Here is a 13,908-nt window from a genome sequence, read left to right as displayed (position 1 = left end):
ATGCAATGGCACTCGCTATCTGAATTCCTCGACATGGGCGGCCGCGGCGGCTTCGTGTGGGGCGCGTACGGCACGATGGCTGCGCTGATGCTGGCCGAGCCGCTGCTCGCGCGCTGGCGCCACCGCGCGGCGCGCGTCGCGATCGCCGAGCGCATGGCCGACGAAGAGGCCGCGCGCGCGGCGCGGGAGCGTCCGTGACCCCTCGCCAGAAGCGCCTGACGATCATCGTCGGCATCCTCGTGGCCGTCGGCGGCGCGACCGCGCTCGTGCTCAACGCCTTCAATTCCAACCTCGTGTTCTTCTACTCGCCGTCGCAGGTCGCCGCGCACGAGGCGCCCGAGGGCCGGCCGTTCCGCATCGGCGGCATGGTGACGGCGGGCAGCGTCAGGCGCGATGGCGTCGACGTGGTCTTCACGGTCACCGACCTCGTCAAGTCGATGCAGGTGCACTATCGCGGCACGCTGCCGGACCTGTTCAAGGAAGGCAAGGGCGTCGTGGCCGAGGGCAAGCTGGGGCCGGACGGTGTGTTCACGGCCAAGGAAGTCCTCGCCAAGCACGACGAGAACTACATGCCGCCCGAGGCCGCGGCGGCGTTGAAGCAGGCCGCCGCGCATGGCGGCTCGATGAAAGCGGAGAAGAACCAATGATCCCGGAAATTGGCCAGGTCGCGCTGCTGATCGCGCTGGCCGTGGCGCTGATCCTGGGCACGCTGCCGATGATCGGCGCGGCGCGCGGCCGCGCCGACTGGATGGCGCTCGCGCGTCCCGCGGCGCGCGCGCACGGGCTGCTCGTGGCGGCCGCGTTCTTCTGCCTCGTCGCGTGCTTCGTGCGCAACGATTTCTCCGTGCTCTACGTCGCGAGCAACTCCAACAGCACGCTGCCGCTGCCCTACCGCATCGCCGGCGTCTGGGGCGGCCACGAGGGCTCGCTGCTGCTGTGGCTGGCGATGCTGGCCGTGTGGATGCTCGCCGTCGCGCAGTGGAGCACGAAGCTGCCGCAGCCCTTCGTCGCCCGCGTGCTGGGCATCATGGGGCTGGTCTCGATCGGCTTCATCCTGTTCATGCTGACGACGTCCAACCCGTTCGACCGCCTCGTGCCGGTGCCGCTGGACGGCAACGACCTGAACCCGCTGCTGCAGGATCCCGGCATGGTGGCGCATCCGCCGATGCTCTACATGGGCTACGTCGGCTTCTCGGTGGCGTTCGCGTTCGCCGTGGCCGCGCTGATCGAGGGCAAGCTCGACGCGACGTGGGCGCGCTGGACGCGGCCGTGGACGACCGCCGCGTGGTCCTGCCTGACGATCGGCATCATGCTGGGCAGCGCCTGGGCGTACTACGAGCTGGGCTGGGGCGGCTGGTGGTTCTGGGATCCGGTGGAGAACGCGTCGTTCATGCCCTGGCTCGCGGGCACGGCGTTGATCCATTCGCTGGCCGTGACCGAGAAGCGCGGTGCGTTCAAGTCGTGGACGGTGCTGCTGGCGCTGCTCGCGTTCGCGCTGTCGCTGCTGGGCACCTTCATCGTGCGCTCGGGCGTGCTGTCGTCGGTGCACGCGTTCGCCACCGATCCGGCGCGCGGGCGCTTCATCCTGATCTTCCTCGTGCTGGTCATCGGCGGCTCGCTCGCGCTGTATGCCTGGCGCGCGCCGAAGGTCGGGCTGGGCGCGCGCTTCGCGCTGGTGTCGCGCGAGTCCATGCTGCTCGGCAACAACATGCTGTTCGTGGTCGTGTGCGCCTCGGTGCTGCTGGGCACGCTCTATCCGCTGCTGCTCGACGCGCTGGGCATGGGCAAGATCTCGGTGGGCGCGCCCTACTTCGAGACGGTCTTCCTGCCGCTGATGGTGCCCGTCGTGCTGCTGATGGCGCTCGGGCCGCTGGCGCGCTGGAAGGAGGCATCGCTGCCGTCGCTGTTCCATCGCCTGCGCTGGGCCGCGCTGGCCTCGGTGCTGGGCGCGCTGGCGACGGCGTGGCTGTCGGGCAAGCTGTCGCTGATGGCGATGCTGGGCTTCCTGATGGCCTACTGGATCACGGCGTCCATCGTCGTCGACGCCGTCGAACGCCTGCGCTCCGACGGCGGTGCGCAGTTGCCGCTGTTCGCGCGCATGCGCCAGTGGCCGCGTTCGCTGACGGGCATGTGGCTGGCGCACCTGGGCGTCGCGGTGTTCGCGTTCGGCGTCAGCATGGTGCGCACCTACGAGGTCGAGGAAGACCTGACGATGGCCGTCGGCTCGAGCGCCACGGTGGGCGGCTACGAGTTCCGCTTCGCCGACCTGCACGACGTGCACGGTCCCAACTACGAGGCCGTCGAGGCCGACATGCCCGTCACGCACAACGGCCACGACGTGGCGACGCTGCATCCGCAGAAGCGCGTCTACCGCATCCAGCGCACGCCCACGACCGAGGCGGCGATCCAGCCGGGCCTCACGCGCGACCTGTACGTGTCGCTGGGCGACATGGTGCAGCCCAACACGTGGACCTGGCGCGTGCACGTCAAGCCCTTCGTCGACTGGATCTGGGGCGGCTGCCTGCTGATGGCGCTGGGCGGGATCGTCGCCGTGAGCGACCGCCGCTACCGCCCGAAGACGCGCACCGCCGACAGGCCGCTGCTGCCGCCGAGCCCGCCGGTGCAGGTGGTCGGGCCGCTGGGCGCGAGCGGGGAATCCGCATGAAGGCGTTGAAGTTCATCATCCCGCTGGCGATCTTCGTCGGCCTGGCCGGCTTTCTATACAAGGGCCTGTATCTCGATCCGCGCGAGGTGCCCTCGCCGCTGATCGACAAGCCCGCGCCGGAGTTCGCGCTGACGCAGCTGGACAAGCCCGAAGCGACGATCCGTCGCGCCGACATGCTGGGCAAGGTGTGGATGCTCAACGTGTGGGCGTCGTGGTGCGAGACCTGCCGCGACGAGCACCCGTATCTTGTCGAGTTCGCCAAGCTGAAGGCGTTGCCGATCTACGGGCTCGACTACAAGGACCAGCGCGAGCCGGCCCAGGCCTGGCTGACCGAGCGCGGCAACCCCTATGACGCCTCGATGTTCGACGAGAGGGGCCGCGTCGGCATCGACTTCGGCGTTTACGCGGTGCCCGAAACCTTCATCATCGACAAGCAGGGCGTGGTGCGTTTCAAGCAGATCGGCATGTTGACGCCCGAGGTGCTCAACAACACCGTGCTGCCGCTGATAAGGAAGCTCAATGGCTGACGCGCGTCGAATCGGCCTCGCCGCACTGCTGGCCTGCGCGTTTGCACTGCCGACGCGCGCGGCCGATGCGCCCGCCTCGGCGCCGTCCGCGGCCGCGTCGGACGCCACCGTGAAGTTCGAGGCGCCCACCGCCCGCCTCACCGCCGCCGACCCGGCGCTGGAGGCGCGCATGCTGGCGATCACCGGCGAGCTGCGCTGCCTGGTGTGCCAGAACCAGACCATCGCCGACTCCCACGCTGACCTGGCAGCGGATCTGCGCCAGGAAGTGCGCGAGATGCTGCAGAAGGGCCAGACGCCCGAGCAGATCCGCAAGTACATGACCGACCGCTACGGCGACTTCGTGCTCTACCGGCCGCCGCTGAAGGCGACGACGGCCGTGCTGTGGCTGGCGCCGGCCACGCTGCTGGCGATCGCGCTGGCCGCTCTGGCGCTGGTGATCCACCGCCGCTCGCGGCTGGCCGACGACGAATTCGAACCCGAGCCCATGCTCGACGACGAGCCCGCGGCCGATCCGCTGGCGCGTCCTGGAACCCTCGCATGATCCTGTTCGCGCTGATTTCGCTTCTCCTGCTGGTGGCCACCGTGGCCATCCTCGTCTGGCGCGGCCCCGCGGTCGCGCACGTGACCGACGCGGCCACCGCGGCCGAGGCCGTCGCGCGGCCCACGCGCGGGCTGGCGATCGGGCTGGCCGTGCTGGTCGTCGCCGTCGCCGGCGGCGGCTACGCCTGGATCGGGTCGCCGCGCCTGCTGCCGGTGACGCCCGACGCGCCGCCCGGCCCGGGGCCGGCGGCCGAGGCGCAGCTGGCCGTGCTGCAGGAGCGCGCCGAGAAGCACCCGGACGACCCGAACGGCTGGATGCGGGCCGCGCAACTGCAGGTGATGCTCAATCACGGACCGGCGGCCGTTGCCGACTACCGCCGCGTCGCCGCGCTGCGACCGAACGATGCCGACGTCATGGCGGATCTCGCCGACCTGCTCGCGGCCACCGGCAACGGCGGCCTGGACGGCGAGCCGATCCAGCTGGTCGAGCGCGCGCTGGCGATCAACCCCAACCAGGTCAAGGCGCTGGCGCTCAAGGGCAGCTATGCGATGAGCCAGCGCGACTTCCGCACCGCATTGGTCGCCTGGAACCAGGCCATCAAGGTGGCCCAGCCGGGCGATCCGATCGCCCAGTACCTGCGCGGCCAGCTCGACGAGATGCGCGCGCTGGCGGAGGCGCGTTCGGCGTCGGCGGCGGCGTCCGCCAACCGCTGATCCGCGTCTGCGGACCGCTCGATCGACGGCGCCCGCGGGCGCCGTTTTTCATGTCCGGCCGGCATTCCGACGCTCGTCCTGGTTCGTGCAGAAGCTCACGGTCGCGCGGGATTTCGGATGCGTTTGTACACAACTGAGGCCGGGTCCCGCCTAACAGAACATCTCGTTACTGATTAGCCGGACGACGAAACAGTGCGTCCAAAAATACGGCACTTTTTCACGCTTCGTCGAAGGTCTTCACTGCGAAGATGCGCCCGAAGCGAAGGAGTGTGCAATCCGCATGCCCACCGGCACCCCATTTCAGGGGTCGCCTCCGCCGAGCTTCGCGACCATCCAAAAATCATGAGCAGCCACTCGCCCGCCACCACCAGCGCCTCCCCGTCGCCGACTCCCGCCCAGGGATCCGGCGCGGGCTGGTATCGGCGCGAGGAAGCCATCATGGGCACCTCGATCGAGGTCGAGCTGCAGGCGCCCAGCCGCGACGCGGCCGAGGTGGCGATCGGCGCCGTGATGGCCGAGATGCACCGCATCGACGCGACGATGAGCCCGCACAAGGCGACGTCGGAGCTGTCCATCGTCAACGCGAACGCGGCCGACGGGCCGGTCGCGGTCAGCGAAGGCATGTTCGGCCTGCTGTCGCGCGCGGTGGCGTTCTCCAAGCTGTCCGGCGGCGCGTTCGACATCACCTTCGCCAGCGCCGGCAACCTCTACGACTACCGCGCCGGCATCGCGCCCGACGCCGCGGCGCTGGCCGACGCGCTGCCGCTGATCGGCTGGCGCCACCTGCAGCTCGACGCCGCCACGCGCAGCGTGCGCTTCGCGCGCCGCGGCGTGCGCATCGACCTGGGCGGCTTCGCCAAGGGCCACGCGGTCGACAACGCGATCCTGATCCTGCGCCGCCTGGGCATCCGCCACGCGATGGTGGCCGCCGGCGGGGACAGCCACGTCATGGGCTCGCGCGGCGAGCGTCCGTGGACGGTGGCGATCCGCGACCCGCGCCGCGAAGGCGCCGTGGTGGCGCTGCTGCCGCTGGAAGACGTGTCGATCTCGACCTCGGGCGACTACGAGCGCTTCTTCGAGCGCGACGGCGTCCGCTGCCACCATCTGCTCGACCCGCGCACCGGCCGTTCCCCGAGCAGCGTGCGCAGCGTGACCATCATCGCCGACGACGGCCTGACCACGGAGGCCTTCTCGAAGACGGTCTTCGTGATGGGCGTCGAGGAAGGACTGCGCTTCGTCGACGCCCACCTGGGCATCGACGCGGTGATCGTGGATGCGCAAGGCGCGCTGCACTACTCCGCCGGCCTTCTCGGCTGACGCGGACGACGACGAAGACTTGAAGGAAAGAGACCCACCATGAAACAGCCGATCCTGTTTTCGACCCGCACCCTGCTGGGCTGCGCGAGCGCACTGGCCGCCGCCGGCGTGCTGTCGCTGAGCGCCTGCGGAGGCGGTTCCAAGACCGACGCCAGCACCGTCACCGTGCAGGGCGACGTGCCCATCGTGTACGCCAAGCGCGTCAACACGATCGGCCTGAACCCGACCAACGGCGGCCCGACCGCCCCCGGCGGCGACCTGATGATCCGCGAGAAGTCGTCGCCGAGCGCCCCCGAGCACAACATGACGACGCAGTTCACGATGGGCAAGGGCGACGTCGCCACGCCCGAGGTGTCCTGGGACGGCAAGAAGATCCTGTTCTCGATGCGCTGCCCCACCGCCAATGCGGTGCAGGTCGGCGGCGTCGCGGCCTGCACGGGCCACTGGAACATCTGGGAATACGACATGACGACGGGCGGCCTGACCGGCGGCACCTTCCGCCGCGTCACGTCCTCCACCAACGACGACGACATGCACCCGGTCTACCTGCCCGCGGGCCAGGGCATCGTGTTCACGTCGAACCGCCAGACCGAGTCCATGCCCAACCAGGCGCTGGGCCACAGCTACTACGCTCTCGACGAGTACGAGCGCGAGCGGGTGTTCAACCTGCACACGATGGCGCTGGACGGCTCGGGCATCACGCAGATCTCGTTCAACCAGTCGCATGACCGCAACCCGGTGATCCGCCCGAACGGCCAGATCATGTTCTCGCGCTGGGACCACGTCGGCGGCCGCAACCACTTCAAGGTGTTCACGGTCAACCCGGACGGCACCGACATGTTCGTGCTGTACGGCTCGCACAGCGACGGCAACAGCTTCCTGCACCCGCGCGACATGGATCCGAGCGGCAAGTACGCCGGCTTCCTCACGTCCGACCTGATGCCGCTGCAGCGCACGCACGAAGGCGGCGCCCTGATGCTGATCGACGCGGCCAACTATTCCGAGCAGAACACGCCGGCGAAGAAGTCCGTCGCGGCGGTGGGCGGCCAGGTGCAGGCCACCGACAAGGCGATCAACCTCGACCGCGGCGTCTCCACCTTCGGCCGCATCACCGGGCCCTACCCGCTGTGGGACGGCACGAACCGCGTGCTGGTGTCGTACCGCCCGTGCGAGGTGACCAAGAACGGCGTCGTCGTGCCCTGCTCGACGCTGTCCGCCGCCGAACTCGCGCTGCTGGCCGACATGGATCGTCCGATCGCCGAGACGCAGGCCGACCCGGTGCAGGACAACGTCCCGCCGCCGTACGCCGTCTACATGTTCGATCCGGCCAACCAGTCGATGCTGCCCGTGGCCACGCCGCCGGCCGGTTTCATGTACGTGGACGTGGCCGCGATCCAGGCCCGCACGGAGCCGACGACCGTCGCCGCCGCGCCGCTGGACACCACGCTGGCCTCGCAGCACATGGGCACGCTGGACGTGCGCAGCGTCTACGACACGGACGGCCTGGGCCGCATGGGCGAAGGCATGCTGGCCGGCGCCGACGCCAACCCGGGTTGCACCGCGCCGCTGATCCCGCAGACCACGCCGGTCGACGTCAACGACACCCGCGCCACGGTCGCCGACATCAACAAGATGAAGGACCCGGCCAACGCCGCCTACAACTGCGCCCCGGCGCGCTTCATCCGCGCCGTGCGCGCGGTGGCGCCGCCCACCAGCATGATGAAAATGCGCAGCTCGCTGGGCGAGACCGAGTTCGAGGCGCAGCAGGTGCTCGGCTACGCGCCGATCGAACCTGATGGCTCGTTCAAGCTCAACGTGCCGGCCGACACCCCGATCGCGCTGGCCGTGATCGACGCGCAAGGCCGCGCGCTGCAGACGCACACCAACTGGATCCAGGTGCGTCCGGGCGAACGCCGCACCTGCGACGGCTGCCACAGCCCGCGCCGCGGCGCGCCGATCAACTCGGGCGCGACCGTCAACACGGTGCCGGCCGGCATCCTGGCCTCGATGGCCAGCGCGCACCAGTCCGGCGAGACGATGGCCGACACCCACGTCCGCCTCGACCCGACCGCCGCGATGCTCAAGCCCGACATGGTCTCCACCGACATCTGGGCCGACACCGCCAAGACCGGCGTCACCGCCCGCCCGGCCGTCGCGCTGCGCTTCACCGGCAACGCGAACCCGGCCGACGACCTCGTCACGCCGGTGCCCGTCAACGGCGTCATCAACTACCCGACGCACATCCAGCCGCTGTGGAACCGCGACCGCGGCGCCAACACCTGCACGACCTGCCACAACATCTCCGACCACACCGACCTGAGCGCCACCATCGGCGGCGACGGGCGCGTGGTGTCGTACGACCGCCTGATGATCGGCGACCCGCAGCTCGACTCGTCCGGCCGCCCCATCATCTTCTTCGACGACGGCGTGCCGATGATCCAGCGCCTCGATGCGCTGGTGAACACCGCCGCGAGCGAAGGCGAGGCCGGCGGCCTGGCGCGCAAGAGCCGGCTGATGGAGATCCTGTCGGGCCAGAGCCTGATGTCGGACGACGCCGCCAAGGCCGCGCATCCGAACCCGCCGTCGTCGGCGCCGGATCACTCCAAGATGCTCAACGCGGCCGAGAAGCGCCTGCTGGCCGAGTGGATCGACACCGGCGGCAAGTACTACAACGACCCGTTCGACCCGACCAGCGGCACCCGCATGGTGCCCACGCTGGACGAGGACTCGTTCATCGCCTCGGTCTACCCGATCCTCGAGAGCACCTGCGCCGGCTGCCACCAGGCCCGCGGCTCCGACAACAAGCCCACCGGCGCGACGTCGTTCACCAACAACCGCTTCGTCCTCACGGGCGATCCGGACGGCGACTGGGGCGTGACGATGACCATGGTCTCCGACACCTGCCACCCGCCGGTCGACTACCTGCTGGCCCGGCCGTCGACGATCCCGCACCCGGACGGCGCGACCAGCCAGACCACTGCGGTACTGCCCGCGAACAGCGCGAACTATGCGACCATCGCCAACTGGATCGCAGCGGGCTGCCTGACTCCATGAAGATGCTGATCTCGAAGATGTTTCCTTCTCGCGGCGTCAGCGCCGGCGTCGTCCAGGGCGCCATCGCGGCCGCCCTGCTCGCCGGCTGCGGCGGCGGCGGCGATCCGCTGAGCAATCCGGGCAACGTGTCGAACCCGTCGACCACCGGCGGAGCGACGCTGGCGTTTCCTTATTTCGAGAAGTGCATCTTCCCGATCTTCCTGAAGGACCTGCCCATCACGCAGAATGGCGTCACCTCGACGAACACCTGCGCGGGCGCCGGTTGCCATGACAGCAACACCGGCACCGGCGGCGCGCTGCGCGTGATCGTCGCGGCAACGCCTGTCGCCGACGCCGACCTCGCGGCCGCGGCGACCGACTCCGCCACGGCCACCGCGATCCGCGCCACCGACATGTACAAGAACTTCTACTCGGCCCAGGGCGTGACCATCTTCGGCAGCCCGCTGCAGAGCCGGCTGTTCGACAAGCCCCTCGTCCTCAACGTGCTGCACGGCGGCGGCCGCATCTTCGCAAGCCAGGACGATCCGAACGCCAAGCTGATCAACTACTGGATCAGCCATCCGGTGCCCAAGGGCCAGGACGAATTCAGCACCTCCAGCTACAGCATGTTCACTCCTGCGGATCCGGCGACGGGTACGTGCAACACGCAATGAGCCCGCGCGGCCGCCCGAAGGGCGAAGGCCCCCGCTCGGCGGGGCGGCGCGCAGCGCCAGGGGTGCACACGGTCGGCGGCGTGCGCGCCGTGTCGTCCTTGTCCCTGTCGCTGCAGCGCGCCGTGGCGTTGCTCGCGTGCGTGCTCGCATGCGGCGTCGCGCGCGCGGCGGATGTCGACGCTCCGGCGTCGGCGGCGTCGGCACCCGTCGCCTCAGCCTCGGCGCCGGCCAACGCTGCCTCCGCGGTCGACGACAAGCCGCGCACCGCGCTCGTGCCGGTGCCCGGCGCCGCGCCGGTCGAGATCCCCGCGCCGGTCACCACCGGTTCGGCGCCCACCGTGCCGACGCCCGATTCGGTGCCCGGCGGCGAGAAGATGGAGCGCGTGCAGGTCACCGACCCGTTCATCGAGCTGCACACCTTCGCGGGCCGCGGCTATCCGGTCTTCTACGTCGCGGCGCGCGGCGAGTGGGTGTCCATCCAGCTGCGCCACACCGACTGGTACAAGGTGCGCACCGCCACCGGCAAGGTGGGCTGGGTCACGCGCGCGCAGCTGCAGACCACGCTGGCCGAGAACGGCCTGGAGAACCAGTTCGGCGACGTCGCCTTCAACGACTACCTGGCGCGCCGCGTGGAGCTCGGCGCCGGCTACGGCCGCTTCCACCAGGAGCCGATGATCAAGTTCTGGCTGTCGTACCGCATCTCCGACACGCTGAGCTTCGAGTCGACGCTGGGCCAGGTGCAGGGCGTGTTCTCGGGCACGACGCTGTGGCACGTCAACCTGCAGGCCGAGCCCTGGTCCGACCAGCGCTTCTCGCCGTTCGCGGGCATCGGCATCGGGCGCTTCCACAACATCCCGAACCAGAGCCTGGTGCAGTTCCAGCAGACCAACGCGCGCCTGGCCGACGCCATCGTCGGCGCGCGCTACCACCTCACCGACCGCTTCATGATCCGGGCCGACTACGCGATCTACACCGCGTTCGTCTCCGACCAGCGTTCGATCGAGTACCGCGCGGCCACCGCCGGACTCTCCTTCTTCTTCTGATGCGCCGCCCATGACCGCCAAGAGCCGCTCCAAGACCGCCGCACGCCCGTCCACCTTGTCGCTCGCGATGCGCGCGACCGCGGCCACGCTTGCCACCGCCGGCGTGCTCGCGCTGCTGGCGCACGGCAACGCGCGCGCGGCCGACGCGCCCGCGGCGGACACCAACGACCAGGTGATCAACCCGGGCGTCGAGCGGCGCGACGTGCACAAGCCGAAGTACCCGTCCAACGACTTCGAGATCGGCCTGTTCGGCGGCACCTACTCGTCGCAGAACTTCGGCACCAGCGGCGTCTACGGCGTGCGCCTGGGCTACGACATCACGGAGGACTTCTTCGTCGAGGCCACCTACGGCCGCACCAAGGTGAGCGACAAGGAGTTCCGCAACATCCTGCCGGGCGGCATCTTCACGGCCGAACAGGAAAAGCTGAAGTACTACGACCTGTCCCTCGGCTGGAACTTCCTGCCGGGCGAGATCTTCATCGGCAAGAACTGGGCGAAGGCGTCGACGATGTACGCGATCGGCGGCATCGGCAACACGTCCTTCGACTCGCAGCGCATGCAGACCTGGAACTTCGGCGTCGGCGCCAAGCTGTTCCTGGCCGACTGGGTCGCGCTGCGCGCCGACGTGCGCGACCACATCTACACGCTCGACTTGCTCGGCAAGCGCTCCTCCACGCAGAACCCCGAGCTCACGCTGGGCTTCGCGTTCTTCTTCTGACAAAGCTGACCCGCCTCCGGCTTGATCGCACGGCCCGAGTCGTCGATATCCCTGACGACACGCCCGTCTCCACCGTCCGATCCCAGCCAGGTGAATTCCAAATGCGCATGATCCGCTCCCTCCTCGCCGCCGTGCTCGCCACCGCCTGCCTCGCGGCCACCGCCGCGGCGCCCCTGGCCAATGCCGTCGCGCCCGACTTCACGCTGCGCGGCGCCGATGGCCGCAACGTGCGGCTCGACGAACTGCGTGGCCAGGTCGTGCTCGTGAACTTCTGGGCCACGTGGTGCGGTCCGTGCCGCGAAGAGATGCCGCGCCTGGACACGCTCTACCAGAAGTACCACAAGTCGGGCTTCGTGCTGCTGGGCGTCAACGTCGACGACGACCCGCACACCGCGCTCGCCACGGCCGCCAAGCTGGGCGTCAGCTTCCCGGTGCTGCTCGACACCGACAAGAAGGTCAGCAAGCTCTACGACCTGAACACGATGCCGTCGACCGTCGTGATCGACCGCGACGGCAAGATGCGTTTCCTGCACCGCGGCTATCGCGCGGGCACGGAGGGCGACTACGAGCAGCAGATCCGCGGGTTGCTGAAGGAATGACGATGCCCCTGTTCCGCCTTCGTCCCCTCGCGATCGTCGCCGCCGCCTGCGTGCTCGCGGGCGCGAGCGGCTGCGCGATCAAGCCGATCGAGCCCTGGGTCAAGCCGTACGAGCGCGAACGCCTCGCCGATCCGGTGATGAAGACCTCGCTCAACGAGCTGCCGGGGCGCCAGCAGGACCACGTCTACACGGTGCGCGAGGGCTCGCGCGGCGCCACCGGCGTGCAGGGGGGCGGTTGTGGCTGCAATTAAGAACGCCGCCAAGGTCGCCGGGCTGGTCGGCGGCGCGATCGCCGCGAGCTCGGTGCAGGCCGTCGACCTGCCGGAGGACCGCGCCGAGACGATGTACCACCTGTACGACGGCGGCGGCGTGATCGCGCAGGGCCCGGCCGTGCTGGTGCGCAAGAGCATGCTCGATCGCGTGTCGCTGTCGGGCAGCTGGTACGTTGACGCGGTCAGCAACGCGTCGATCGACGTCGTCACCACCGCCAGCAAGTTCAAGGAGACGCGCAACCAGGGCGAGGTCGGCCTCGACTACGTGGTGCGCGACTCGCTGATCCACGTCTCCGGCTCGAAGAGCGTCGAGCCCGACTACCAGGCCTCGACGCTCAGCTTCGACCTGACGCAGGACGTGTTCGGCGGCATGACCACCGTGGTGCTCGGCTACAGCCACGCCGACGACAAGGTGGGCCAGCACGGCACGCCGGGCTGGGTCGGCACGGCGCACCACTGGCAGTACCGCCTGGGGCTGACTCAGATCCTGACGCCGCGCTGGACGGCCTCGGCCAACCTCGAGTCGATCAACGACGACGGCTACCTGCAGAGCCCGTACCGGCTGGCGCGCGTGTTCGGCGCCTACGTCCACGAGAACGACCCCACCACGCGCGAAAGCAAGGCGCTGAAGCTGTCGACCACCGGCGACATCACGCCCGACGGCGCCAGCAACCGCCGCTCCATCCGGCTCGACTACCGCTACTACTGGGACACCTGGGGCGTGCGCGGCCACACGCTGGAGCTCGGCTACAACCGCAACCTCGCGCCGGGCTGGCTGCTGGAAAGCTACGTCCGCTACTACCGCCAGAACCACGCGCTGTTCTACAGCGACAACGCGCAGCAGCAGACGCTCTACTTCACGCGCAACCGCGAGCTCAGCACGATGCACGACTTCGGGCCCGGGGCCACCGTCTCGTACACGCTGCGCAGCGTGCCGGGCAAGTACGACGTCAAGCTGAGCGGCTCGTACCAGTTCATCGATTTCCATTACGCCGACTACACCGTCGGCGACACCGGCAAGCCGTACTCGTTCCACGCGAGCGTGTTCAACACCGTGCTGTCGGCCACGTTCTAAGAAAACATTTCGGAAGATCAGCATGCTGAACCTGACTCGCACGGCGTTGATCGCCCTCGGACTGTGCGCCGCCGCGGCGCTGTCGCCGGTCTTCGCGGCCGGCGCACCGGCCGCCGCCGCCTCGGCGCCGCTGCCCGCCGACGTGGGCGCCGCGATGCCGGCCGTCACGACCGCGACGGCGCCCGTAGCCGCCGCCCCGGCCCCCGAGTCCGCGGCCAGCGCCGCCGCGCCCGCGCCGGACAGCCCCGCCAGCGCCGCGGCCGCGGCCGAGCCCGCGCCCACCGGCAGCCTCGACGACCGCGTGCAGCAGACCAAGGCCGACGTGATCCGCCTCAACCGCGACCTGCTGGTGCTGGAAGAGGAGCTGCTGTTCCCCGCCAACACGCAGGTGGCCGTGTTCGTGTCGATGGACGTGGGCCTGCTGTTCGACCTCGACTCGGTGCAGATCAAGCTCGACGACAAGGTCGTCACCACTTACCTCTACACGCCGCTGGAAGTGCAGGCGCTGCACCGCGGCGGCGTGCAGCGCGTCTATCTCGGCGACCTGAAGGCCGGCAGCCACGAGATCGTCGCCTTCTTCACCGGCAAGGGCCCGCACGACCGCGACTACAAGCGCGCCACGACGATCAAGTTCGACAAGGCGACCGAGCCCAAGTACATCGAGCTGCAGATCAAGGACGTGCAGCAGAAGCTGCAGCCGGAATTCGACGTCAAAGTCTGGCAGTGACGAC

General features: G+C 69.5%; 15 protein-coding genes. All 15 read left to right on the top strand.

Features of this window, described 5'->3' with window-relative positions:
* The 15 genes from ccmD to LPC04_RS18190 all read left to right on the top strand — a co-directional run bounded on the left by ccmD (position 1) and on the right by LPC04_RS18190 (position 13,904).
* Entirely contained in the window at positions 1-198 is a 198-nt protein-coding gene (gene ccmD, locus LPC04_RS18260; protein ID WP_275683696.1) for a heme exporter protein CcmD, read from the top strand.
* On the top strand, positions 195-647 hold the full coding sequence (ccmE, locus tag LPC04_RS18255; RefSeq protein WP_275683695.1) for a cytochrome c maturation protein CcmE: 453 nt from the start codon (positions 195-197) through the stop codon (positions 645-647). Before ccmD ends, ccmE begins: the two co-directional genes overlap by 4 nt.
* A complete protein-coding gene (locus tag LPC04_RS18250) occupies positions 644-2,665 on the top strand; it encodes a heme lyase CcmF/NrfE family subunit (RefSeq protein WP_275683694.1) in 2,022 nt (673 codons plus the stop codon). The genes ccmE and LPC04_RS18250 overlap by 4 nt, the downstream gene beginning before the upstream one ends.
* On the top strand, positions 2,662-3,192 hold the full coding sequence (locus tag LPC04_RS18245) for a DsbE family thiol:disulfide interchange protein (RefSeq protein ID WP_275683693.1): 531 nt from the start codon (positions 2,662-2,664) through the stop codon (positions 3,190-3,192). Before LPC04_RS18250 ends, LPC04_RS18245 begins: the two co-directional genes overlap by 4 nt.
* On the top strand, positions 3,185-3,733 hold the full coding sequence (locus LPC04_RS18240; protein WP_275683692.1) for a cytochrome c-type biogenesis protein: 549 nt from the start codon (positions 3,185-3,187) through the stop codon (positions 3,731-3,733). Before LPC04_RS18245 ends, LPC04_RS18240 begins: the two co-directional genes overlap by 8 nt.
* The gene (locus LPC04_RS18235) at positions 3,730-4,446 is read left to right on the top strand and encodes a tetratricopeptide repeat protein (RefSeq protein WP_275683691.1); all 717 of its coding nucleotides are present in this window, start codon (positions 3,730-3,732) and stop codon (positions 4,444-4,446) included. Before LPC04_RS18240 ends, LPC04_RS18235 begins: the two co-directional genes overlap by 4 nt.
* Before the next feature lie 342 nt (positions 4,447-4,788).
* Entirely contained in the window at positions 4,789-5,763 is a 975-nt protein-coding gene (locus LPC04_RS18230; protein WP_275683690.1) for an FAD:protein FMN transferase, read from the top strand.
* Positions 5,764-5,802: 39 nt separating this feature from the next.
* Entirely contained in the window at positions 5,803-8,817 is a 3,015-nt protein-coding gene (locus tag LPC04_RS18225; RefSeq protein ID WP_275683689.1) for an HzsA-related protein, read from the top strand.
* Positions 8,814-9,470, top strand: coding sequence for a hypothetical protein (locus LPC04_RS18220; protein ID WP_275683688.1), 657 nt, complete (start codon positions 8,814-8,816; stop codon positions 9,468-9,470). The genes LPC04_RS18225 and LPC04_RS18220 overlap by 4 nt, the downstream gene beginning before the upstream one ends.
* 89 nt (positions 9,471-9,559) lie before the next feature.
* A complete protein-coding gene (locus tag LPC04_RS18215) occupies positions 9,560-10,513 on the top strand; it encodes an outer membrane beta-barrel protein (protein ID WP_275683687.1) in 954 nt (317 codons plus the stop codon).
* Between the two features lie 10 nt (positions 10,514-10,523).
* Complete coding sequence (locus tag LPC04_RS18210) at positions 10,524-11,231, top strand: outer membrane beta-barrel domain-containing protein (RefSeq protein ID WP_275683686.1); 708 nt, start codon at positions 10,524-10,526, stop codon at positions 11,229-11,231.
* A gap of 107 nt (positions 11,232-11,338) precedes the next feature.
* Positions 11,339-11,830: a peroxiredoxin family protein gene (locus LPC04_RS18205; protein ID WP_275683685.1), complete on the top strand. Its 492-nt coding sequence runs from the start codon at positions 11,339-11,341 to the stop codon at positions 11,828-11,830.
* Positions 11,831-11,832: 2 nt separating this feature from the next.
* Entirely contained in the window at positions 11,833-12,081 is a 249-nt protein-coding gene (locus LPC04_RS18200) for a DUF4266 domain-containing protein (RefSeq protein ID WP_275683684.1), read from the top strand.
* Positions 12,068-13,177, top strand: a complete 1,110-nt coding sequence (locus tag LPC04_RS18195) for a DUF3570 domain-containing protein (protein WP_275683683.1) — start codon at positions 12,068-12,070, stop codon at positions 13,175-13,177. The genes LPC04_RS18200 and LPC04_RS18195 overlap by 14 nt, the downstream gene beginning before the upstream one ends.
* A gap of 22 nt (positions 13,178-13,199) precedes the next feature.
* The gene (locus tag LPC04_RS18190) at positions 13,200-13,904 is read left to right on the top strand and encodes an AraC family transcriptional regulator (protein ID WP_275683682.1); all 705 of its coding nucleotides are present in this window, start codon (positions 13,200-13,202) and stop codon (positions 13,902-13,904) included.
* The last annotated feature ends 4 nt before the right edge of the window (positions 13,905-13,908 follow it).

Origin of the sequence: Scleromatobacter humisilvae (assembly GCF_023231945.1) — a bacterium.
GTDB lineage: Bacteria > Pseudomonadota > Gammaproteobacteria > Burkholderiales > Burkholderiaceae_C > Scleromatobacter > Scleromatobacter humisilvae.
This window is presented reverse-complemented; position numbering and strand designations above follow the sequence as displayed.

Excerpts from the sequence above, each read along its gene's own strand:
- ccmD (WP_275683696.1), top strand. The coding sequence starts at position 1 with ATGCAATGGCACTCGCTATCTGAATTCCTCGACATGGGCGGCCGCGGC.
- LPC04_RS18250 (WP_275683694.1), top strand. The coding sequence starts at position 644 with ATGATCCCGGAAATTGGCCAGGTCGCGCTGCTGATCGCGCTGGCCGTG.
- LPC04_RS18245 (WP_275683693.1), top strand. The coding sequence starts at position 2,662 with ATGAAGGCGTTGAAGTTCATCATCCCGCTGGCGATCTTCGTCGGCCTG.
- LPC04_RS18240 (WP_275683692.1), top strand. The coding sequence starts at position 3,185 with ATGGCTGACGCGCGTCGAATCGGCCTCGCCGCACTGCTGGCCTGCGCG.
- LPC04_RS18235 (WP_275683691.1), top strand. The coding sequence starts at position 3,730 with ATGATCCTGTTCGCGCTGATTTCGCTTCTCCTGCTGGTGGCCACCGTG.
- LPC04_RS18230 (WP_275683690.1), top strand. The coding sequence starts at position 4,789 with ATGAGCAGCCACTCGCCCGCCACCACCAGCGCCTCCCCGTCGCCGACT.
- LPC04_RS18225 (WP_275683689.1), top strand. The coding sequence starts at position 5,803 with ATGAAACAGCCGATCCTGTTTTCGACCCGCACCCTGCTGGGCTGCGCG.
- LPC04_RS18220 (WP_275683688.1), top strand. The coding sequence starts at position 8,814 with ATGAAGATGCTGATCTCGAAGATGTTTCCTTCTCGCGGCGTCAGCGCC.
- LPC04_RS18210 (WP_275683686.1), top strand. The coding sequence starts at position 10,524 with ATGACCGCCAAGAGCCGCTCCAAGACCGCCGCACGCCCGTCCACCTTG.
- LPC04_RS18205 (WP_275683685.1), top strand. The coding sequence starts at position 11,339 with ATGATCCGCTCCCTCCTCGCCGCCGTGCTCGCCACCGCCTGCCTCGCG.
- LPC04_RS18200 (WP_275683684.1), top strand. The coding sequence starts at position 11,833 with ATGCCCCTGTTCCGCCTTCGTCCCCTCGCGATCGTCGCCGCCGCCTGC.
- LPC04_RS18190 (WP_275683682.1), top strand. The coding sequence starts at position 13,200 with ATGCTGAACCTGACTCGCACGGCGTTGATCGCCCTCGGACTGTGCGCC.